At 43.0% G+C, this 20545-nt stretch carries 21 protein-coding genes and 1 tRNA gene; 9 read left to right on the forward strand and 13 right to left on the reverse strand.

Going from position 1 to position 20545, the window contains the following annotated elements:
* The coding region (locus V7K15_RS24865; protein ID WP_334909839.1) for a tetratricopeptide repeat protein at window positions 1-617 on the forward strand (617 nt) is incomplete at its 5' end.
* Window positions 618-975: 358 nt separating this feature from the next.
* Here V7K15_RS24865 and V7K15_RS24870 read toward each other — a convergent pair.
* The 5 genes from V7K15_RS24870 to V7K15_RS24890 all read right to left on the reverse strand — a co-directional run bounded on the left by V7K15_RS24870 (window position 976) and on the right by V7K15_RS24890 (window position 6500).
* Window positions 976-1284 (reverse strand): KGK domain-containing protein, encoded by a 309-nt coding sequence (locus V7K15_RS24870; protein WP_300417633.1) that lies wholly within the window; start codon window positions 1282-1284, stop codon window positions 976-978.
* 413 nt (window positions 1285-1697) lie between these two features.
* Window positions 1698-2756 (reverse strand): c-type cytochrome biogenesis protein CcsB, encoded by a 1059-nt coding sequence (gene ccsB, locus V7K15_RS24875; RefSeq protein ID WP_334909841.1) that lies wholly within the window; start codon window positions 2754-2756, stop codon window positions 1698-1700.
* A gap of 184 nt (window positions 2757-2940) precedes the next feature.
* A complete protein-coding gene (locus tag V7K15_RS24880) occupies window positions 2941-4710 on the reverse strand; it encodes a DUF3352 domain-containing protein (protein WP_334909843.1) in 1770 nt (589 codons plus the stop codon).
* Window positions 4711-5486: 776 nt separating this feature from the next.
* Window positions 5487-6116, reverse strand: coding sequence for a chorismate lyase (locus V7K15_RS24885; RefSeq protein WP_334909845.1), 630 nt, complete (start codon window positions 6114-6116; stop codon window positions 5487-5489).
* A 303-nt stretch (window positions 6117-6419) separates the two neighbouring features.
* A tRNA-Leu gene (locus V7K15_RS24890) sits at window positions 6420-6500 on the reverse strand.
* A 550-nt stretch (window positions 6501-7050) separates the two neighbouring features.
* On the opposite strand from V7K15_RS24890, the gene accC reads away from it, so the two are divergent.
* Window positions 7051-8394: an acetyl-CoA carboxylase biotin carboxylase subunit gene (gene accC, locus V7K15_RS24895; RefSeq protein WP_334909847.1), complete on the forward strand. Its 1344-nt coding sequence runs from the start codon at window positions 7051-7053 to the stop codon at window positions 8392-8394.
* 76 nt (window positions 8395-8470) lie between these two features.
* Here the strand turns inward: accC and V7K15_RS24900 are convergent, their stop codons facing one another.
* Window positions 8471-8764, reverse strand: a complete 294-nt coding sequence (locus V7K15_RS24900; RefSeq protein ID WP_334909849.1) for a YggT family protein — start codon at window positions 8762-8764, stop codon at window positions 8471-8473.
* 303 nt (window positions 8765-9067) lie between these two features.
* On the opposite strand from V7K15_RS24900, the gene psbX reads away from it, so the two are divergent.
* The 3 genes from psbX (at window position 9068) to V7K15_RS24915 (ending at window position 10944) form a co-directional block, all read left to right on the forward strand.
* Window positions 9068-9187 (forward strand): photosystem II reaction center X protein, encoded by a 120-nt coding sequence (gene psbX, locus V7K15_RS24905; protein WP_292803064.1) that lies wholly within the window; start codon window positions 9068-9070, stop codon window positions 9185-9187.
* 246 nt (window positions 9188-9433) lie between these two features.
* Window positions 9434-10336 (forward strand): Ycf66 family protein, encoded by a 903-nt coding sequence (locus V7K15_RS24910; RefSeq protein ID WP_334909851.1) that lies wholly within the window; start codon window positions 9434-9436, stop codon window positions 10334-10336.
* A gap of 47 nt (window positions 10337-10383) precedes the next feature.
* A complete protein-coding gene (locus tag V7K15_RS24915; RefSeq protein ID WP_334909853.1) occupies window positions 10384-10944 on the forward strand; it encodes a TolB family protein in 561 nt (186 codons plus the stop codon).
* 667 nt (window positions 10945-11611) lie between these two features.
* Here the strand turns inward: V7K15_RS24915 and V7K15_RS24920 are convergent.
* Window positions 11612-11800 carry a DUF6887 family protein gene (locus tag V7K15_RS24920; protein WP_073641045.1) on the reverse strand — a complete coding sequence of 63 codons (189 nt, stop codon included), beginning with the start codon at window positions 11798-11800 and terminating at the stop codon, window positions 11612-11614.
* On the reverse strand, window positions 11797-11982 hold the full coding sequence (locus V7K15_RS30095) for a DUF6888 family protein (RefSeq protein ID WP_442949715.1): 186 nt from the start codon (window positions 11980-11982) through the stop codon (window positions 11797-11799). Before V7K15_RS30095 ends, V7K15_RS24920 begins: the two co-directional genes overlap by 4 nt.
* A 97-nt stretch (window positions 11983-12079) precedes the next feature.
* On the opposite strand from V7K15_RS30095, the gene V7K15_RS24925 reads away from it, so the two are divergent.
* Together V7K15_RS24925 and V7K15_RS24930 are read left to right on the forward strand one after the other, a co-directional pair.
* Entirely contained in the window at window positions 12080-12328 is a 249-nt protein-coding gene (locus V7K15_RS24925; RefSeq protein ID WP_334909855.1) for a hypothetical protein, read from the forward strand.
* Window positions 12329-12520: 192 nt separating this feature from the next.
* On the forward strand, window positions 12521-13045 hold the full coding sequence (locus tag V7K15_RS24930) for a TolB family protein (RefSeq protein WP_334909857.1): 525 nt from the start codon (window positions 12521-12523) through the stop codon (window positions 13043-13045).
* Between the two features lie 44 nt (window positions 13046-13089).
* On the opposite strand, the gene V7K15_RS24935 is transcribed toward V7K15_RS24930, so the two are convergent.
* Complete coding sequence (locus V7K15_RS24935) at window positions 13090-14094, reverse strand: succinate dehydrogenase/fumarate reductase iron-sulfur subunit (protein WP_334909958.1); 1005 nt, start codon at window positions 14092-14094, stop codon at window positions 13090-13092.
* 1459 nt (window positions 14095-15553) lie between these two features.
* Here V7K15_RS24935 and V7K15_RS24940 point away from each other — a divergent pair.
* Complete coding sequence (locus V7K15_RS24940; RefSeq protein WP_292803053.1) at window positions 15554-15991, forward strand: AbrB family transcriptional regulator; 438 nt, start codon at window positions 15554-15556, stop codon at window positions 15989-15991.
* A gap of 184 nt (window positions 15992-16175) precedes the next feature.
* Window positions 16176-17045 carry a CPBP family intramembrane glutamic endopeptidase gene (locus V7K15_RS24945; RefSeq protein WP_334909859.1) on the forward strand — a complete coding sequence of 290 codons (870 nt, stop codon included), beginning with the start codon at window positions 16176-16178 and terminating at the stop codon, window positions 17043-17045.
* A gap of 143 nt (window positions 17046-17188) precedes the next feature.
* Here the strand turns inward: V7K15_RS24945 and V7K15_RS24950 are convergent, their stop codons facing one another.
* From V7K15_RS24950 to V7K15_RS24965, 4 genes are all read right to left on the reverse strand, one after another.
* Complete coding sequence (locus tag V7K15_RS24950; RefSeq protein WP_334909861.1) at window positions 17189-18310, reverse strand: geranylgeranyl reductase family protein; 1122 nt, start codon at window positions 18308-18310, stop codon at window positions 17189-17191.
* A 318-nt stretch (window positions 18311-18628) separates the two neighbouring features.
* On the reverse strand, window positions 18629-19177 hold the full coding sequence (gene frr, locus V7K15_RS24955; RefSeq protein ID WP_334909863.1) for a ribosome recycling factor: 549 nt from the start codon (window positions 19175-19177) through the stop codon (window positions 18629-18631).
* The gene (pyrH, locus tag V7K15_RS24960) at window positions 19164-19892 is read right to left on the reverse strand and encodes a UMP kinase (RefSeq protein WP_292803035.1); all 729 of its coding nucleotides are present in this window, start codon (window positions 19890-19892) and stop codon (window positions 19164-19166) included. Before pyrH ends, frr begins: the two co-directional genes overlap by 14 nt.
* Window positions 19893-19963: 71 nt before the next feature.
* On the reverse strand, window positions 19964-20518 hold the full coding sequence (locus tag V7K15_RS24965) for a thioredoxin family protein (RefSeq protein WP_334909865.1): 555 nt from the start codon (window positions 20516-20518) through the stop codon (window positions 19964-19966).
* Window positions 20519-20545: the final 27 nt, after the last annotated feature.

Raw genomic sequence — 20545 nt, forward strand, 5'->3', positions numbered from 1 at the left:
ACAATCAGTCTTTGTCAATAAAGGAACGCATTGGTAATGTCCAAGGCAAAGCGGCGACGTTGCACTGTCTGGCAATGATCTACGCCAACAAAGGGGAAGTGGATGAAGCGATCGCACTCTACAATCAGTCTTTGTCAATAAAGGAACGCATTGGTAATGTCCAAGGCAAAGCGGCGACGTTGCACTGTCTGGCAATGATCTACGCCAACAAAGGGAAAGTGGATGAAGCGATCGCACTCTACAATCAGTCTTTGGAAATAGATGAACGCATTGTTAATGTCCAAGGCAAAGCGGCGACGTTGCACTGTCTGGCAATGATCTATGCCAAGAAAGGGGAAGTGGATGAAGCGATCGCACTCTACAATCAGTCTTTGTCAATAAATGAACGCATTGGTAATGTCCAGGGTAAAGCAATGACTCTATGGCGCTTAGGAGATTTGGCAGAACAGCAGGGTGAATACACTAAAGCGATATCCTATTTCCAACCAGCTTTAGAGATTTTGCAGCAATTGAAGTCACCGGATGCTGAAAGTGTGAGTGCATGTCTTGATAGGGTAATACTTCTCTACGAGAGGCTGCGCCAACGGCTGCGCTCAGTACAAGTTCGTAATTACTGAAAGGTTTTTGTCTCACACAGAGGCGCAGAGGCGCAGAGAAGAATACAAGAGTGGGATTGAAGTAAATGAAAACTGCTGTAATGAGTCTTTGATACTCGCCGAGGAGTCTTTGAGCTTCATTCTTGAACCTCGGAGCTTCGTTAATGAACCTTTGAGCTTCGTTCGTGAACCTCGGAGCTTCGTTAATGAACCTCGGAGCTTCGTTAATGAACCTCGGAGCTTTGTTAATGAACCTTTGAGCTTCGTTGATGAATCTCAGAGCTTCGTTGATGATATTTATTGTTCTCTCGTTCTCATGCAGAACATGGGAACGAGGAAAGCCTGATCAAACTGGGTTTTTACGAATGCTCATTGGGTATTAGTTTTCCACTTGTTTGAGTTTTTGAAAAATTTCATCAAGTGGTGACTCAGATTCATCAGGACAAAATTCTAAAGCAAGTCTAACTTTTCCTTTTTTCCATCCCTGAGTACTAAACTGCAAAACTTCACAATTTAATCCTTGGGTATACAAATTTACTTCATCTGTCTCTTCTGCTCCGATATATTCCTTAATTGCTGTAATTAAATCACGGACTTTAAAAGTTTTAGCAATATTTAACTTATTAAAAGTGTCTGGTTCTATAGACACAACTTCATCATGATTTAGTCTGTCAAATCCATCTTCCATAAAAATCCCCTCTCACTAAATCTATACTTTCCATAGATTTAGTAGTTCATCCGAAATAAAATGATGATTTTGTAGATTTAGTGCTACTCAATATAAAAATTAGTTATAGCGGTTCCCAAGTGTATGAGCTACATATCAAAACCTCTCCTTAGTAAGGCTACGGTGTATAGACAAGTCAAATTACCCCCCTTAATCCCCCCTTAGAAAGGGGGGAAACAGAAATCTAGTTCCCTCCCCTTTCCAAGGGGAGGGTTAGGGTGGGGTAAAACTGACGCAAAAACCAGGTGAGTAAACTATTTCATACTTGTGTATACACGGTAGCCTTAGTAAGCAGAGGGGAGACGAAGCGCAGCTTTATCGGGGTGAGGTTAAGCTGTACCTGATTCTTATTAGGAAACCCTATATTAAGGTTCTTAGAAAAACCAACCGTAAGAATGCAAACCTTTACCCAAAAGATTCACACCTAGATAACAAACCCAAACGACAACAAAGCCGGTGGAGGCTAAAATTGCGGGACTGCGCCCTTGCCAACCGCGAGTGATCCGGGCGTGAAGGTAGGCGGCGAACACTAACCAAGTGATTAATGCCCAAGTTTCTTTAGGGTCCCAACTCCAGTAGGAACCCCAAGCTTCGTTAGCCCAAACACCACCAGCAATGATCCCAATTGTCAATAGGGGAAATCCTAGTCCGATGATGCGATAGCTTATATTGTCGAGGGTTTCGGCAAGGCTAAGGCGCTGGGGTGAAAGAGGTTCGGCTGATGCTATTTGAGGCTCAGAAGTAGATACTAAATTCAAAACAGCGATGTTAGCGTTCCCGTTGCCGTTGCTACTACTTTCAAAACGAGCAAAGCCGTTATTTTCCACAAAAGGGGCTGGTGGTTGAGAAATTAACTCAGATGCTTTGTGCAAGCGGTAGCCGTTGCTGCGATAGCCACCAGTACCTACAGAACTACCTTGTAGTTGGATGTTTTGACCGCGAGTGACAACTAAAAAAGCGATCGCTAATAACGAACCCACCATTAAAGCCGAATAACTCAACATCATCACACTGACATGCATCATCAGCCAATTTGACTTTAAGGCAGGTACTAGGGGTTCTGAGATTTGCATCTGGGATGGTAATGTCAAGGTAGCAAAAGCAGCGATCAACATTGCCACCGGAGCTGTAACAACTCCTACTAAGCGGCTACGGCTACTATTTTCAGCAATTAGATGGACTGTGGTAATTCCCCAAGTTAAGAAAAATAGAGATTCATAAAGATTACTTAGAGGAAAGTAACCAGCTTCTATCCATCGTGCCCCTAGTAGAGTCGCCATGCACAAATTAGCGATCGCCATCCCAGCTGTCCCCAAAGCGGCTAGATAAGGCAGATTCGGAAAAGCCGCTCCTCCCCAATACACCAGCATTGTCAGGAATAATATGGCAAAAGAGGCATTGTCCAGCCAGTTTTGGAGTACAACCAGATTCATAAAATGTTCTCTCCGTGGATGATTTAAAATATCGATTCTGACTATTCTGATCCTATATGCTTACAGGAAAATTGGGCATTGGGCACTTGTACTGAGCGAACGCAAGAGCGTCTCGTAGAGAAGTCGTTGGCGTAGCCTCTCGTAGAGAAGTATTGGTTATTTCTCCCTCATCTCCCCCACTGCCCTATCTAGCAGAATTGCTCTTATTGATTTTTGGACTAGGCAAAACAGTCGAGTTCGTAACTTTTTTTAGTCCGATAAAAATGTCGTAGATGTTACTGCGATTGTCGCTGACAGCAGATGTCATCCCAATTAAGCGCGTTGCATCTAACAAAGTTTGTTGATTGGGGGTGAGAATTGTTTGGGGAAGATTTTTCACAGTTCGTTCCACATCCAGGAAAAATTGACCATTTGTAGGATTTGGTTCTGTAGGAACTGTTTGTTGGAACGGAAGAGTGCTAGCTAGTGTGTTGTTGGGTTTGGGAACAATTTTATCACTGATGGGAGCGCCCACTACAAGAAAAGCGACATCTCCATCTAACCAGCCGTGGGTGGCCGTTAATGTACCATAAGGTGAAACCCAGTTAACAACGGGTTGACCTGCGACTTTTGCCGGTTGTACTTGGAACTGGTATTGATTTCTCATCACGTCATCAAGCTGTTTTAAGGATGTTTCAGCTGATTGGCGTAGGCTTTGCCCACCCTTGGTATCGCTTGCCTGTACCATGAACACTAAACCCGCACGAAAATCATCTGGTGAACCTTGTTTTGGAGTAGTCGGAATCACTGATAGAGAAAATTCGCCTTTCATCCAACTGAGCAAATCCTTATCTAAATCGAGATTGGTAAAAGATTTTATACTACCTCTGATCTGTTCTGGTGCGATCGGCGAGAGGGGATTTCCCTGAGATGTTAAAACGTAATCTCCCCACAACCTCTGTAAGTTACCGCCAGATAACATCATTAAGGTTTCTGCTGGTAGGCGGTTTTGCATTTCCCCAGCTTTGTTTTCCACCGCCAGCACACGTTGACTATTAGGGTTTAACCAAGAAACGCCCTTGAAGCGGATTCCTTCTGGTTCTAAAGTCATTGTCCCCGCTAAACCTTGGTTATTTTGCAGTTGAGCCAAAACTTGAGCAGGTAAGGGGCGGTTTGGAGAAGCTGCGGCGATTTTGGCTGCTGTTGGCACATTTACGTAAAACTGGGCAAAGGGTTGGTAATTGCCAATTTTCTGAAAATTCTCAGCAAAGCCCCCTGTTGTGGCTAGGGATGTTTTATTTTTGTAGGCGTCGATCGCTCGTTCTGTGGCTTTGAGACTATCAGTTATGACTAAAAAACGCCCATCTAGTAATGCTGCGGAGAAGTTTTCTCCTGCTTGTCCCTGATTTTGTTTGATGGCGATCCCTTGATAAGTCCGGTCAATCCATTTGCCTTGTTTAAGGGTTTTGGGTTGTGCCAAAATGCTTTTGGCGATTTCTGGGTTTTTTACTGGCAATACCATTACCATCGACTGCTGATCACCGCCAGCATCTCCATTGGTGGTAACTGGTTTGGGTGCAGGTTTAGTCGCTGTATCTGGGGCAAGAAATGCGATCGTTACGTCATTACCTACCCAAGGAGCGATATCTTTCTGGAAGTCGTAACCATTATTAGTTAGAAAGCGATCGCGCAATTCTACTAAATTTTTGTCCAGTTCTGTTTGGGTTTCTCTTGTCCCAAACTGCCGCAATTGCTGCCATTGCTGGGGATCTGTTGTCAGAGAAACCGCAAACAGGGCATCACCAGGAATCATATTTGCACCTACTAGCAAATCGCTCCAATATGGTTGTCTTTGGCTTAACAACCAGTATGCTATACTCCCCCCACCAATCAATAACCCAGCCGCCGAGAGCGTCAACACCAAAGACGGTTTCTTATTTTTCTTCATCGGAACAGACACAAGAGGCGGTGCCATTGAAACCTATACCTCATACTTGCAAACTCATTACTTGTTTGATTGGTTAAGTTAACCAAAAAGTTTCTTGTTATCTAGGGCAGTTAACTGCATAAATTTCTCCATCCTAGACAGTGATGATATTTCCGTAATCAACTTCCCTACTGTTTCAAAACCGGTGCTTTAGTAGTTAGTTATCTTTTTTAACACGCTTTGTTGAATTTCGCTGGACGCTTCCTTTGGATGGTTGCCTCTGCGGAAATTTTTCGAGAGTTAAATCCGTCATTTCAAGCACTTTGAGGATATAACTAACTGGGCATTGCTGCAAGTCATCAGCAACCCACACTACCTTGTATTTACAGAACTTGCATCTGTTGTATTGACTTTATCTAACCTAGAAAAATTCAGTATCCGGGATTTCGCATGGATTACCAATCTTACAAATCAGATATATTGCTGAATTATAATTTTTCGGAATTTGTATCATTTTGATGCCAAACAGTTGTTATTTTTGCTGAGGATGAAGTGCTAATTTTTTTAATTAAAAATTAATTGAATTTTGAATTAGAGCGCACTTTTTCAAAAAAGCACGCGGCAGCATCTCAGTGAAAGCAAATATACCAGATGAGAAACAATATTCTTGCTCCCTCTCCTTGCTAAGGAGAGGGTTAGGGTGAGGTTTTACAAAGCTTTTTACGAAAGTGAGATGCTCCCGAAGCACACTATGTGCAGCGTCTGGTAGATAAGCGGTACTAGGCTGGTGCTAGATAAGAACACGTTTGAATTTTTCAATGGTATTATGCCTCAGCATTAACAGCACTCAGCTGCATAGATCCCAAATATTTGGTTAAATAAGGCGAAAAAACTTCATAAATTAAAGTTAGTGGCTGTCCATGATGCCAAAACAAGTAGTGGCGACCCCAAAAAGGCCCAATTACATCAAAACCAGACTCTAGCGCCGATGAGTCACCGTAGTAAATTCCTCGAACATCCCGATACAACTCTGTGCGAAGACGAGCTAAACTCGCCCAAATTGGTAATGAACGATTTTGCAAATACTCATCTACATGACTGGCTTCCCACCAGGAAGTAGCATAGGCTAATCGCTGGCCAGAAGCAGTACGCAGCCACACTTGTCGCCGTAGTCGCGGACTGGGGACGGCTTGGATTAACTCAGGAGCATCATCTAAGTCCATGCCAATCAATGACATATCGATCACATCTACTTCTACAGGCTCACCTGTGAGCAATTCTAAATGACGTGTTGGCGAGCCGTCACCCAAAAGCATTATCTGCCAAGCAGGTGCTAGCTGAGTGTGAGGTAAACTTTGTTGAATTATTTCCTCCCCTCCTTGCCAAATCGGAGTGAGGCGATGCCAAGCTCCTGGCAGTGTTAAGTTGTTTGTCGGCGTAAAAGTAATAGTCAATGCTTTTTACAAAACTTCACCTATTTCTATAAAAGCATAAAAAAGTAGAACTTTAGTAAGGCAACAATGCTTGGTGGCTAGTGAGGAGTGGGGAGTAGCGAAAGGTTTTTTCCTTTTGTCAAATTTTTTAGGTAGGTAATTAGCACTTCAATGCTTCAGATCAGGACTAAAGTCCTTACTACAAACTTATTTACCAAGCATTGTTGCCTTGAGGGGGTACTAAAAGTAGGTTCAGATTTAAGGGTCAATAGTCTGAGGTTTTTTGACCCTTGACTATTGACCCTATAATTAAACAAGCAAAAATGCGGATGGCGAGACTCGAACTCGCAAGGCAAAGCCACACGCACCTCAAGCGTGCGCGTATACCAATTCCGCCACATCCGCATGGTTTGTCTAAATATAGACTATAGCATAAGAAAATAATTATAGTAAGGTGATATCTAAATTCAGTTGCTCAAAAATATAAATTTTCTCAAGGCGGTATCAGACTGACAGAAATCTAGCACCTGCACAAGTGATATTAAAAAGGGTAGAGCTAGTGGTGCGATGGCGTACCCGCCCACCGTAGGCGATGTCTACGATGGTTACTGACTTGTGCCGAGCGCAGCCGAGGTAGCTTGCCGTACCACTTCTCTACGAGACGCTCCGCGTAGCTTGTCCTCCGCAGGAGTACGTGGAAGCAAGCTACGCGCAGCGTCTGGTAGAGAAGTACGGGCTACGCCGGAGCCAAAGCCCAGTTTGGTAAGCTAGCTAAGACTTACAGCAGCAATGTTGTTAGTGTAGTAAGACTGTAGAGGCAGCAACCTGCAATCTTGCGTTTTCTTAGAATCAGGGTGGTGAATCTCCTGTGATAATTTTAAATAGTGCGAAAGCCTCGTTTCAAGTTGGATCAGAGAAAATGTCAATCTACTGGTAATGATATCGAAGCTAAAAAATGAAGTTTGACAAAATATTAATTGCCAATCGGGGAGAAATCGCTCTTCGCATTCTCCGCGCCTGTGAAGAAATGGGGATTGCGACAGTTGCGGTTCACTCCACCGTTGACCGTAATGCTCTCCACGTCCAACTTGCTGATGAAGCGGTTTGCATTGGCGAACCTGCTAGCAGCAAAAGTTATTTGAATATTCCCAATATTATTGCTGCTGCACTGACACGCAATGCTACTGCTATTCATCCAGGTTATGGCTTTTTGGCAGAAAATGCCCGGTTTGCAGAAATCTGTGCCGACCATCATATTGCTTTTATCGGCCCAACTCCAGAAGCTATCAGGCGGATGGGGGATAAATCCACTGCCAAAGAAACCATGCAAAAAGCTGGAGTCCCGACGGTACCAGGTAGTGAAGGGTTAGTAGAATCTGAGGAAGAAGGATTAAGATTCGCTAAGGATATCGGCTATCCTGTGATGATCAAAGCTACAGCCGGTGGTGGTGGACGGGGTATGCGCCTAGTTCGTTCTGAAGATGAATTTGTGAAACTTTTCCTCGCAGCCCAAGGGGAAGCAGGAGCAGCTTTTGGTAATTCTGGCGTTTACATAGAAAAATTTATTGAACGTCCCCGCCACATCGAATTTCAAATTTTGGCGGATAACTATGGTAATGTTATCCATTTGGGCGAACGGGATTGCTCAATCCAGCGCCGGAATCAAAAGCTACTGGAAGAAGCACCAAGTCCGGCTCTCGACCAAGACTTGCGGGAGAAAATGGGACAAGCTGCTGTCAAAGCTGCCCAATTCATTAATTACACTGGGGCGGGTACTATCGAGTTTCTTTTGGATCGATCGGGTAAATTCTATTTTATGGAAATGAACACCCGGATTCAAGTAGAACATCCTGTAACAGAGATGATTACTGGGATAGACTTGGTTGCCGAACAAATTCGGATTGCCCAAGGGGAAAGACTTAAGCTTACCCAAGATGAAGTAGTCTTGCGGGGTCATGCGATCGAATGTCGGATCAACGCCGAAGACCCCGATCATGACTTTCGCCCTTCTCCTGGACGGATAAGTGGCTATCTTCCCCCTGGAGGTCCTGGTGTTCGGATTGATTCTCACGTTTACACAGATTACCAAATCCCACCTTACTACGATTCCTTGATCGGCAAGTTAATTGTTTGGGCACCAGACAGACCCACTGCTATTAACCGCATGAAACGCGCACTCCGGGAATGTGCCATCACTGGACTACCCACCACCATTGGATTTCATCAAAAAATTATGGAGAATCCACAGTTTTTGCAGGGTAATGTCTATACAAATTTTGTGCAGGAAATGAACGGTTAGGAGAGTGCTGAGTGCTGAGTGGGGAATCTCACTTCTTTACTCGGAACTCAGAACTCGGAACTATTTTGCCCAATCCCTAATTCACACGAGATAGCATGGTCAGCAATCCTTGCTGACCTAGCAGGATTTCTCGCAGTAGGCTGAAGATGCCAACCCAAATAATCGGTGTAATGTCTACCCCGCCTATAGGTTGCACCACCTTTCGCAAGGGTATTAAAAATGGCTCAGTAGGCCAAGCTATTAAATTAAAGGGCAAACGATTCAGATCCACTTGTGGATACCAAGTGAGAATGATCCGGAATATAAATAATAATGTCATCAGCCCTAACATAGGGCCGAGAATCCAAGCAGTCAGGTCAACACCAGTCATCGGTTTAAGCTACTATCTATCTGTGAAGAAAGAAAAACTTAGGCAACGGCAAGCCGCACTTTGCTCCGGCGTTGCCCGTCGTAGACATCGCCAGAAAATTTTAAGCTTTGTAAAGCCCTCTCATGATCATTTTAACCAAATGCTGTCACTTCCTTCCGAAATCCAAAAGCAAACTCGCTCACGCGGTTAACTCAACAATCGGTGAAAGCAGTTACCAAGTTTGGCAGTTCAGAGTTAGAGGCTTCTCAAGAAAGTAATACACTATTAAAATTAGGATGAAGTGTGTAAAAAAGGTTTAGAAGTATGACGCCTTCTTTAGCAAATTTTCTTTGGAGTCTGCTTTGGGGTAGTGCAATTGTTGTAGTACCTGTTACAGTTGGTCTAATTTTCATTAGTCAGAAAGATAAAATTCAGCGTTCATAATGCTTATGAGAGTCAATTCGACTCTTATAACCGATTGTGTGTCAGCTATTTATAATTACACCAAAAGCAGCAGTATTTGCCGCTAGGAGCAGTTGTAGCTAACAGACATAGGTTTATTTTACTTTTCGGTGAACAGCTTCAGAGCTTCTTTGCCAGAGGCTCTGAAGCTTCAATATATCGTGACTAAATAGAGTAGTGATTTTAATTGTGACTCGCTAACATAGATTTGATATTGGGAAAACAGCAATGATAAATTTTGGGCTGAACTCAGCCAGTTTTCTGGCTCAGGTTAATTTTGGGGCAAACTCAGCCAGTATTCTAGGAATTTTCCTGGCTGTGGCTGGGGCAGCACTGTATTTTCTCCGCACTGTGCGTCCAGAATTGTCACGGGATCAAGATATCTTTTTTGCGGCAGTCGGCTTGCTCTGCGGCTTCATTCTTGTCTTTCAAGGATGGCGGCTAGACCCGATTTTACAATTTGGTCAACTGCTTTTAGTCGGCACAACTGTATTTTTTGCAGTTGAAAGCATTCGCCTACGGAGTATAGCTACCCAGCAAGCAAAGCGCAACACTCCGATTGTGGACGAAGACCGACCAGTTAGCGATCGCTATGAGTACAATAATCGCAGAAAGTATGAAGCTGAAATGGATGCGGACTTAGATCCACTGCCTTATGAAGAAGAGGAGCGCCCTGTGCGTCCCCGGATTCAGGGTAGCAGGGATGAGATTTCAACTCGTGATGGCTACTACAAGGAGCAATCCCCCCGTCGTTCAGAACGCCGCAACAGCAGCAGTAGTGAAAAACAGGCTCCATCTGATAAAACACGTCGGCGGACTTCTGGGCGTCCGGTGAATCGTCCTTCTGAAAGCTCTGAAGAAGAGAATTGGGGTTCTTCATCTAGACAAGTTGATGATTGGGAAAGTTCGAGTGGGGAAGTCAGAAAACCTTCTCGTCGCAGTAATAACGAGTCCCAGCGTCCCGAAAGTCGTGAAGATGATGTTGCTCCCAGACCGAGAAAGCGTCGTCCGCCTACTGACTCAACTCCGAGAAGATCGCGCGAAGATGATGAGGCGATCCCAACTGATTATGTACCATACAACCCGATTGAAAAGCCAGATAATTCGACCGATTTTGATGACGATGTTTAAAACAGTTGGCGTGGAAGTAGCTTTAGAGGCGACGGAAAACAGTTGAGGTGGAAAAATTTACGCCGACATTTTGGCTCCAAAGACCAATTCATTGGAGCCTGGTTTTTGGTTTAACAAGTTTGCTTGTATCTTGTGGTTCTAGCGATATTCCCATAGGGCCTAATTCCCTCAACAGTCGCTACACCGAGGAGCAACCAGCTTTGAGTGGAAATGGGCGCTTTTTAGCGTTTGTATCTAATCGGAATGGTAATCAGCAGCTACTAGTCTACGATTTAGAAAGGCAACTGTTTATTAGCACACCGGGGATAAACCGACAGGAAACAATTGCCGAAAGTCCTAGTTTGAGCTACACAGGGCGTTACATTTCTTATCTTACTAGCGACCAAGGTAGACCAGTGGTGGCGCTTTACGATCGCGCTACACAACAGTCGCAAATTGTCACACCAACCTATCGCGGCTGGGTGAGAAAACCAAATATCAGCCCAGATGGACGTTATCTTGTCTTTGAAACCGCCAGCCGTGGTCAGTGGGATATTGAAGTCTTAGACCGGGGGCCAAATATTGAGTTAGATATTCCTAATGGTGCAACTGTGGGTTCACCTCCGTAGGGGAAAAAGTTAGGAGTTAGGAGTTAAGAGTTTGGAGAGACGCGATTAACAGTAAACCAAAAAGTTTTTCTCCAAAAAGCGATCGCTAAAATATTTATATTTTTTGATACTTCTTGATATGCAATTCTCTAACCAGCAGACACACTACTTTGATCATTTAATATTTTGAAGTGCTGTAAAATATGATCACTATTTCTTGTATAATGAGTATTAGCTAATACTTGCTTCTCTGTACTAATTTATTGGTGATATCTCCTGTATCCCTAGTGGTTAGAGCTTTTGGGAAAACTTTTTGGTTTACTGTTAATACAGTATTTCACAAGTTCGTAGCGTTATTAAATCTTGCAAAGTTTACTAGTCGGTCGCTCAATTCCTCACGAATTTATGAAATACTTTACTTAGTAACCACGTATGGAGAGGTGCGACACCTAGTTATTGAAGATAATATGAGCTCACAAAATACTGATGTCATAAAGTTTTCACTTTAGGTTGTCGTGTTCTTAAATACAAGAATTGAATTGCAGATAATTTTTTCTTGGAATCCAAACAAACAGTGATCGCACTCAACCACCAAAGCAAAACCCCGTGCTATATGATGCGCTACGGGGTAAAAATTGGGATATTGGAGGAATGGGCTGTTAATCGGGTGTGACGGGGTTAGGGCGGGTTAGGGTGTTGATTCTGCTTGTATTCTTTTCCTAAATTCAATTAGGGCTTGTTCCTCTGTACTAACTACAACGCGGTTAGGTTTTGCCCTCATAATTGTTAAATAATGTTGAAAAGCCTCTTCATCATCTGGATGTGTTTTTACATAAGTTCTCAGTTCGGCTTCGCTTAATTGTTGATAGTTACTCATTGAATTAATTCCTCGCCGTTACTTAAAATTTCTACTTGAATTGTTTCGCCTATTAACACTACGATTCTTTGAGAGCGTGTATCGTAGCGAGTTAATTCAATTGTTCTTAATAGATTGCTTGCTCGTACACATACGCGGTAGAAGGTTTCTAGCTGTTCTATTGTAGGATGCAGTGCTTTGATTCAAATCTCCTGATAATTTTTATTTTTGTACTACCGCTTCTAGTTTCACCTAAAGGTCAAACAGTTATGCATATCATGTGTCAAAACATTATAGGCTGTGGATCACAGGGTCTACAGTCTGCCAATGAAAATAAATCGGCATGGACGCGCCAAGGTTCTTACTCAGCAAGAGATACAGCTAATCTTCAGTGATGGCTTAGACAATGACCGCGATGGCTACGCCCGCCGCAGGTCTTACCCTGAGCCTGCGCCGTTCGCGCAGCGTCTCGTAGAGAAGGGCATCGCACCTTGTTTGCCGTATGCCTATTTAGCGCCTGTAGAATCCGCGAATGCAGTACCCTGCTAACTCAAGACATTTACACCCAAAAAGGTATTGTCAGACCCCGGTTAATTATCAGAAAATCAAACACCAAGGGGAAACTTGCAACTAGGTCAATCCCAGTGATTGATTAATCGCGTCTGTACCTTAGGAGTTAGGAGTTGTGAGACTATTGACTAATGACTATTGACTAATGATTATTGACTAATGACTAATTATATGAAACGTGTTTTTTTTATACCTGTATTTTTCTGCTTAAGTTTATTGACTGGGTGTTTTGGCTACCCTCGTATTTTGAGTTATCCCTTTGATTCGGGGGGTCGCAGTCTCAACAGTTTAGCGTCGGAATTAAATCCCCAAATCTCTGGGAGATACATTGTTTTTATTACTGACCGACGGGGTAGCCAAGATGTTTATATGTTTGATACGGTGACTCGTGATTTGGTTGATTTGCCGGGTTTAAACTCCTTTGATGCGATCGCAAATCATCCTAGCGTTTCACAAGATGGTCGTTATATTGTGTTTGGTGCTAGCCGTCAGGGTCGATCGGCTATTTTTGTCTACGATCGGGAAACACGTCAATCACGAAATTTGACTAATAACCTGCAAGCAGAAGTCCGCAACCCGACAATTAGCGCTGATGGGAGTAGGATTGCTTTTGAGTCCAGTAACAACGGGCAGTGGGATATTTTAGTATATGACCGGAATGGACAGCCGTTGAATATACCTCAGGAACCGCGTTGAAATAGAGTTAGGAGTTAAAATTCCTCACTTCTAACTCATAACTCTTAACTTTTATTTTCTACTTGTTGCACAGATTCAATGAGCGATCGCACTTGTTCTGTCCCTTCTGAAGGTTCAAATGACAGGGGAAATTTACCCCGGAGGATCATTCGCAAACCGAGGGGTGCAAGACTGAGTAATCCTTTTAAATCCCGAAAGTAGTTACCAACTACTTGTAAACCAAATTGACGTTCATCAATCCAACCACCTTCTTTAACTAAATCTACCAATACTTTTCGGTGACGAAGTGAGCGACTATCGCTAGCTTGTTTGTGGGTGAGAATTTCTTGTTTAATTTTGGTGATTTGTTCTAATGGTGCAACTTCCATTGGACAAACTGAATCGCAGTATAAACAACGGGTGCAACCCCATACACCTTTAGTACCTTCGTTGTAGCTGTCTAAACGATTTTGGGTGTCGGTATCGCGGGAATCTGCTACCATCCGGTAAGCTTTGGCAAGGGCATGGGGGCCTACAAAGTCTGGATTAACTTCAAGGGCATTGCATTCAGAGTAACAAGCACCGCACATAATACAGTTGCCAGTTTGATCGAGGCGCGATCGCTCTTGTGGTGTTTGCAAAAACTCTCTTTCTGGTACTTGTCGTGCTGCTGTACTCACATAAGGAGCAACTGCCTCTAGATTGTTCCAGAAACTGCTCATATCCACAACTAAATCCTTAATCACAGGCATATTGCCCAGAGGAGCGATCGTGATTTCGGCAATGGCATTTACTTTACTTTGAGATGATGCTATTTGTTGTAATCTGGCAAGTTCACTACCAACATTTTCCTTACAAGCTAAAGCCGAACGCCCATTAATTCGCATAGCACAGCTACCACAAATGGTATTGCGGCAATTTTTGCGAAACGCTAAGGTTCCATCTTGCTCCCACTTAATCTGATTGAGGCAATCCAGGATTGTATTACCTGCTTGAGCCTCTACAAGGTAGGTTTGCACAACGGGGGAGGAATTTTGTTGCTGTCGAATCACCTTAAAAATAACTTCCATGACCACTAACCAAAATTTTAAAATTGCTTCACCAGCCTTAACAATCATCAGTCAAGGCAGGTCGTTGCGAAAAGTGAGCTATGCTTTTTTTGCCCTTAATTCAAATCCTGGTGTTAATAGGCTGACGATGAAAGAGCAACTGATTCTAGTTTAAGGATAACCATTAAAACTTTACTTGTAGCATCGCTGTAGGCAAGATTTATGTCAACTTCTGAGTGAAAACGCCAAAAATGTAATTGCAGCCTTAGATTGAATTTACCTGTTTGGGAATCTAAAGCAAAGGATGTTTGCTTAGAAAGGGACTTAGATTTATTTTTGACCTAGCGATCATATCCAAATTAAATGCATATCAGGTTAGCAACACCTCTTGATGTCAGCTTGAGTCATGCAGTCGTCGCTGGAAAATTCCGCCTTCGCTACCGCTTGTCCGAATTTTTTGATTATATAGAAATGTAAAACCACATATTCAATATATAGTAGTGGCAATCAAGCGGTAGGCAGATGTTAAGAGATTTATTCTTACCATAGACAGACGTACAAAATTCTCTGACCGCTTTTGAGCTTACGGTAATAAACCGAGGAAAAATTCTCACCACTTTCAAAGAAAAGTTCTTGCACCGGGAATCCCTAATCCGCGAGACTTTGAGATTTTGGTCTCCTCTAAATCAAGAAAATCTTGGATTTAACTCATTGGTCAAAACGGCTCATCTATATTAGATAAATTCTGATAAAAGCCGTAGGGCAATACTCACGCTTGCAATAAAGGGTTACAAAAATCCCCAAGCTTTAAGTCCAGAAATTTAAATAAAAATTTACTAGCAACTTTAATTCAAAATTAAACAACTATTTTGCTATTATTAGTCCATGCTAGTATTTAATATAAAATTACGAAGTGACAAAACCAGAATCAAGAGCCGTATAAGCGCGGCTACTACTGCTTTGTTGATTCGGAATGTAGAGACAAGAAAATTCGCGTCTCTACTGGCAGGACAAAAGGCCAGATGCCCATAGGACTCTATTGAAATACTATGCAGTCCTAAGCTTGAGAGTAGGAGTAGAGAAAACTCTACTTGCTCATTGGCCGGAAGGGCAAGCACTAAAAGTGGAAAACCTGCAATTTTTTGGGACTACGACTTATTTGTAGTAGAACTAACCCAATTTGTTAGGGTAGCTGAAAGTTACACCGCTACAGTAGCGCCAAAAGAGAAAATAATTTCGTTTCTGATGGCGAATAATGGTTAAAAGTGCCGTGAAATCAGCCAAATTAATGTCTGTGGCAACTATGACCTCTAATTTGTTGTGGACAACCATATATAGAAGTGCTTTTGGCTCCGATCAGCAGGAATTCACCCGTTACACTAGAGTCCTAAGTAGCTCTATGCAAATGCTAAAAAGTCAAATGCCAGCATAAGACTACATCGTTTATCAGTTTGGAGAAAGTAAGGAAAATTTGAGCATAATGACTGAAACTGCAACCGCGCCATTAACCGGAAAAGCACTACTTGGTAAAGTAAAAGAACTTTCCACTTTACCACGCCGAGAAAGAGCTAAACAGTGTGGCTATTACACTGTTACTAAGAATAACCAGGTTCGTGTCAATCTCACGGATTTTTATGACGCTTTGCTATCGGCTAGAGGAATTCCTCTAAGTCCAGAAGCACCTAAAGATGGTCGTGGTCGTGAACCGACATATCGGGTTAGTGTCCATCAAAATGGTCAGATTGTAATTGGTGCTACATATACCAAAGCAATGGGCTTAAAAGCTGGAGATGAGTTTGAAATTAGGCTGGGATATAAGCATATTCACCTGATTCAACTCGGTGAAACCGATAAAAAACTAACCTCACAAGATGTAGACTCCGACGACTCGGACGAAGATTTGGAAGAGGAAGAGTAAATTTGCTGATGGTAGGGATAAGTTTCAGGTGATGATAACTTGTCCTTACCCCGACAGCAAACTAGTAGCGCTATTTAGAGAATTTTGTCCAAGTGAAAAATACGATTAGACCCCTTGCAGGAGTCACCAAATTTAGTAGACTCTTGATTAATCAGCAAGAAATCTATAGTGCAAGAAGTCTATCGTGTTTTTTTTGTTAATTTTGATAACTTTCTTTGAGCCTTCGGTCAATGCCTTACTAGCGTTTATGGAAAATGCACCAGCACTAGTTGTAGTGATGGCATTTTTTGTTATCTGGATAGTTTGCTGGTTGCCGATCGCAACAGTATCAGCAATATTGCTCAATTGGCAACCTCCCAAACCTTTGCAGCCAGAGCAAAAGATGCCGTTATTGTTGTCACTCTACCTATTAGCTCCCCTGATTCTGTGGGGAGTTAGTTGGCTGACCAATAAATCTTTTTCCGATTACGGCTTTGTTGGAAATCTTTCAACTCTTGGTTCTTTAGCACTAGGTTTCGGTTTGGGAGTGGTCAGCCTAGCTATTGTATTTAGTGGACAATTTGGGTTAGGTTGGTGTTCTTTTGAAAAGACGAATTTCAAGTTACTACTACCGATCTTGCTACCAATTTTCTTGATAGCTCTATTAGTCGGTGGGATAGAAGAGTTAGTTTTTCGCGGTTTCCTGTTTACTGAATTAGCGCAGGATTACCCCGTTTGGGTAGCAGCAGCAATTTCTAGCTTGATTTTTGCCTTGCTACACCTAGTTTGGGAGCAACGCGAAACAGCACCGCAACTCCCTGGATTATGGCTAATGGGAATGGTGCTGGTGTTGGCACGCTTTGCCACGAGCGGCAATTTGGGTTTAGCTTGGGGACTACACGCGGGATGGATATGGGCGATCGCAACCCTAGACACAGCAGAACTAATTACTTATACAGGTAAAGTCTCTGACTGGTTCACAGGTAAGAACAAAAAACCTCTAGCTGGTTTGGCGGGAATTATTTGTGTATTAGGAACTGGAGTGATTATCTGGTTTTTCTCTAAGTATTTTTAATTTCGCGTTAATAGAGCGATCAATGTTTTACAAGGTCGGGGAAGCTATGCACAATTAAGTAGGGGCAATTCATGTAGCTTTAGCTTCCCGCAGGGTATTGCCCCTACCGCGTGTAGTTTTGCGTAAATCCTAATCCCTAATACTTAACCGCCAAAACCAGGGATTAAACGCTTGAGAGCGCGATCGGCAATGTCGCCATAACGTAGTTCTCCACACATAATCTTACCCATGATTTGGGGAGCAGAGGGGTGCTTAACACCAACTTTGTAGCCAATGTTGGAAAACCGATAGAATGCTCCAGCTAATTTTTGCGCCCAAGCCATCTCATTACCCCACTCTTCATTAATGGTTTCGCTATATTTTTCTAAACCGTTAGTGTCACCAGAAAGTGCTTCATTAATGGTTGCTGCTGCAAGCAAACCGCTAAAAATTGAGGGGCGAATACCTTCTGCTGTCATGGGATCAACCACACAAGCAGCTTCCCCAGCCAAAACCGCATTTTGAGTGTGCAGCTTTTGATTACCATCCCAAATACATAGAGGATGACCGTATTGCTTGCTGGTTTTCAGGTCTAGATTAAAAGATTTGGCATACTCATCTAAAATCTTTTTGAAGTCCTGGGGTTGACGACCAATGAAGGTTCCTACACCTATTGAATAACCATCAGCTTTGGGGAAGTTCCACATATAGCCGTTTTTGACCAAGCCAAACTCAAAATGAATTGTGGGTTTATTTTGTATAATGCCAGGAATTTCTGCCTCCAAAGCTCCCGTGAGGATGCGTTTACGTTCTTTAAAGCCTAGCCATTTTGCCATTGGACCTTTGGCACCATCAGCCGCGATTAAATAGCGACCTGTAACTGAACCATTAGCTGTATTAACTTGCCAATAGTCACTTTGAAACTCAATACCAGTAACTTCAGTATTATCTCGTAGTTCAGCCCCTTGCTTCTGTGCTTGCTGCACTAGGAAATGGTCAAAAATATCTCGTCGCACCATCCAAATCGGTTCTTTTGTGGCGATTTTTGCTTCTACGGGGTCGCCCAATTTCCAGGTAAAGCGCAGGGAGTCGGCTTTCATAGAAATGGCTGGGCTAAAATCAAAGTCAAACCATTGAGCGATCGCTGGAGATACACCACCGCCACAAGGTTTATATCTTGGTAGGGATTCTTTTTCTAATACTAATACTGAGCGGCCTTGTTTGGCTAAATGATATGCGGCTGTTCCACCAGATGGGCCAGCACCGACGATGATGCAGTCGTACATATAGCTGAATTTTTGCTCCTGAATTAGTTTATTTTCTATTGAGATACTCGATCAATTTTTGTTAAACCTCATCTAAGTTGAGAACCGTAGTTTTCGCCCTCACCCTAAATCCCTCTCCCAGATATGGGAGAGGGACTTTGAAATTCTGGCTCCCCTTCTCTCAAATCTGGGAGAAGGGGTTGGGGGATGAGGGCAAATCCTTTTGATCACAGAAGAACTACAGGTTTCAAGATAGACGTGATTTAGATACTTAAGAAATGATAAAGGCTGAAGAATTTATCTATCATCCTTCAGCCTTTATATTTCAGACTTTAGACTTTAAACAGTCGTGATGTCTTTTTCTTTTTCTGCCAGCAATTCGTCTATTCTGCCACTGTATTTGTTTGTCAGTTTTTGCAGTTTGTCTTGCTGATCTCGTGCTTCATCTTCAGGAATTTCGGCGTTTTTTTCCTGTTTGCGAATGGCATCTATGGCATCGCGGCGGATGTTACGAATAGCAACACGACCCTCTTCAGCATACTTAGATGCCATTTTGACGAATTCTTTACGGCGATCGCTTGTTAAGGGCGGAATGTTCAGCCGAATCACGGAACCGTCATTGCTGGGGGTTAAACCGACATCAGATAAAGAAATCGCTTTTTCGACTATATTTAAACTGCTGCGATCGTAGGGTTGAATTAAGATTGTCGTGGCATCTGGTGTACTAATGTTTGCCAGTGATTTTAGGGATGTGGGCGAACCGTAATAATCCACCGATACCTTATCTAATAGACTCGCATTGGCGCGACCAGTGCGAATTGTGTTAAAAGCTCGTTGAGTCGCCTCAACGGTCTTTTGCATCGTACTCTCAGCTTCAGCTAATTTCACAAGAACCTCCCACAAGGGTGCCGATCGATTCTCCCATGACTGCTCGGTGGATGTTACCTCGCACCGTGAGGTCAAATACTAGAATTGGGATATTATTTTCTTTACACAAGGCGATCGCAGTACTATCCATCACTCGCAAATCTTTGGCTAAAACGTGTGCGTAGGTAAGGCTATTGTAACGCTTGGCGTCAGGATAAATATGAGGATCAGCATCATATACTCCATCTACTTTAGTGGCTTTAAAAATCACCTCCGCATCAATTTCTGCCGCTCTTAATGCCGCAGTGGTGTCTGTAGTAAAAAAGGGATTTCCAGAACCAGCACCAAAAATTACCACCCGTCCTTTTTCAAGATGGCGGATGGCACGACGACGGATATACGGTTCTGCTAATTCTTGCATAGCGATCGCAGTTTGCACCCGCGTCTGTACTCCTATATGTTCTAGCGAATCTTGCAAGGTCATGGCATTCATTACCGTGGCAATCATCCCTATGTAGTCAGCTGTTGCCCTGTCCATTCCCGCCGACGCCGCTTTCACGCCACGAAAAATATTGCCACCGCCAACAACGATGGCCATTTGAACGCCAGTGGCGATCACCTCTGCTACCTCTTGTGCTATTCCTTTGACCACTTCTGGATCAATGCCATAGCCCATGTTGCCCATTAAGGCTTCACCGCTCAGTTTGAGTAAAACCCGTCGGTAATTCGTTCCCATGAAGTTCCGCTTTATCAAAAAAGTTGCAATTGCCTCCAATTTAAGATAGCAGTTACAGCGACTATCTATGTCTAGTTACGCCAAATCAATGTCGTACCGATTGGTTCTGTTTGTGGTAAATCTATTTTTTGACCAAGAAGCAGAGAAGCGATCGCTGTTCTCAAATAATCCTCTCCCACCGATGATCGGTTTTGAGGATGATCGTCAATTTGACCTTTGTACCGTACTATACCGTTAGTGTCTATTAAAAAGGCCATTGGGGTTTTTATAGCACCAAAACTGCGGCTTACATCTTGCGTCGAGTCCCATAAATAGGGAAAATTCAAGTCGTGACGCCGGGCAAAAGCTTTCATATTTTCTAAGCTGGGACTAGAGTTGCGATCGCGATTGCTACCATTCACGCCAATTAGTGTAAAGCCTTCTGGGGCAAATTCGGCTTGAATGTTTTTTAACCTGTCTATATAGCACTCTACATAAGGACAGTCGTTACACATAGAAATGACACCGACTGCTCGGAACTTCTCAAGATAACGCCTGAGATGGTGTACTTGATCATCAATTCCTGGTATTTCAAAATCTGGTGCGTAACTCCCAACAGGAGTATCAATTGTTTCTACTATATTCATCTTTTCTGGCTCGCAGAACTAAGAACA

This window comes from Nostoc sp. (genome assembly GCF_036919815.1).
Taxonomy (GTDB): Bacteria; Cyanobacteriota; Cyanobacteriia; order Cyanobacteriales; family Nostocaceae; genus Nostoc.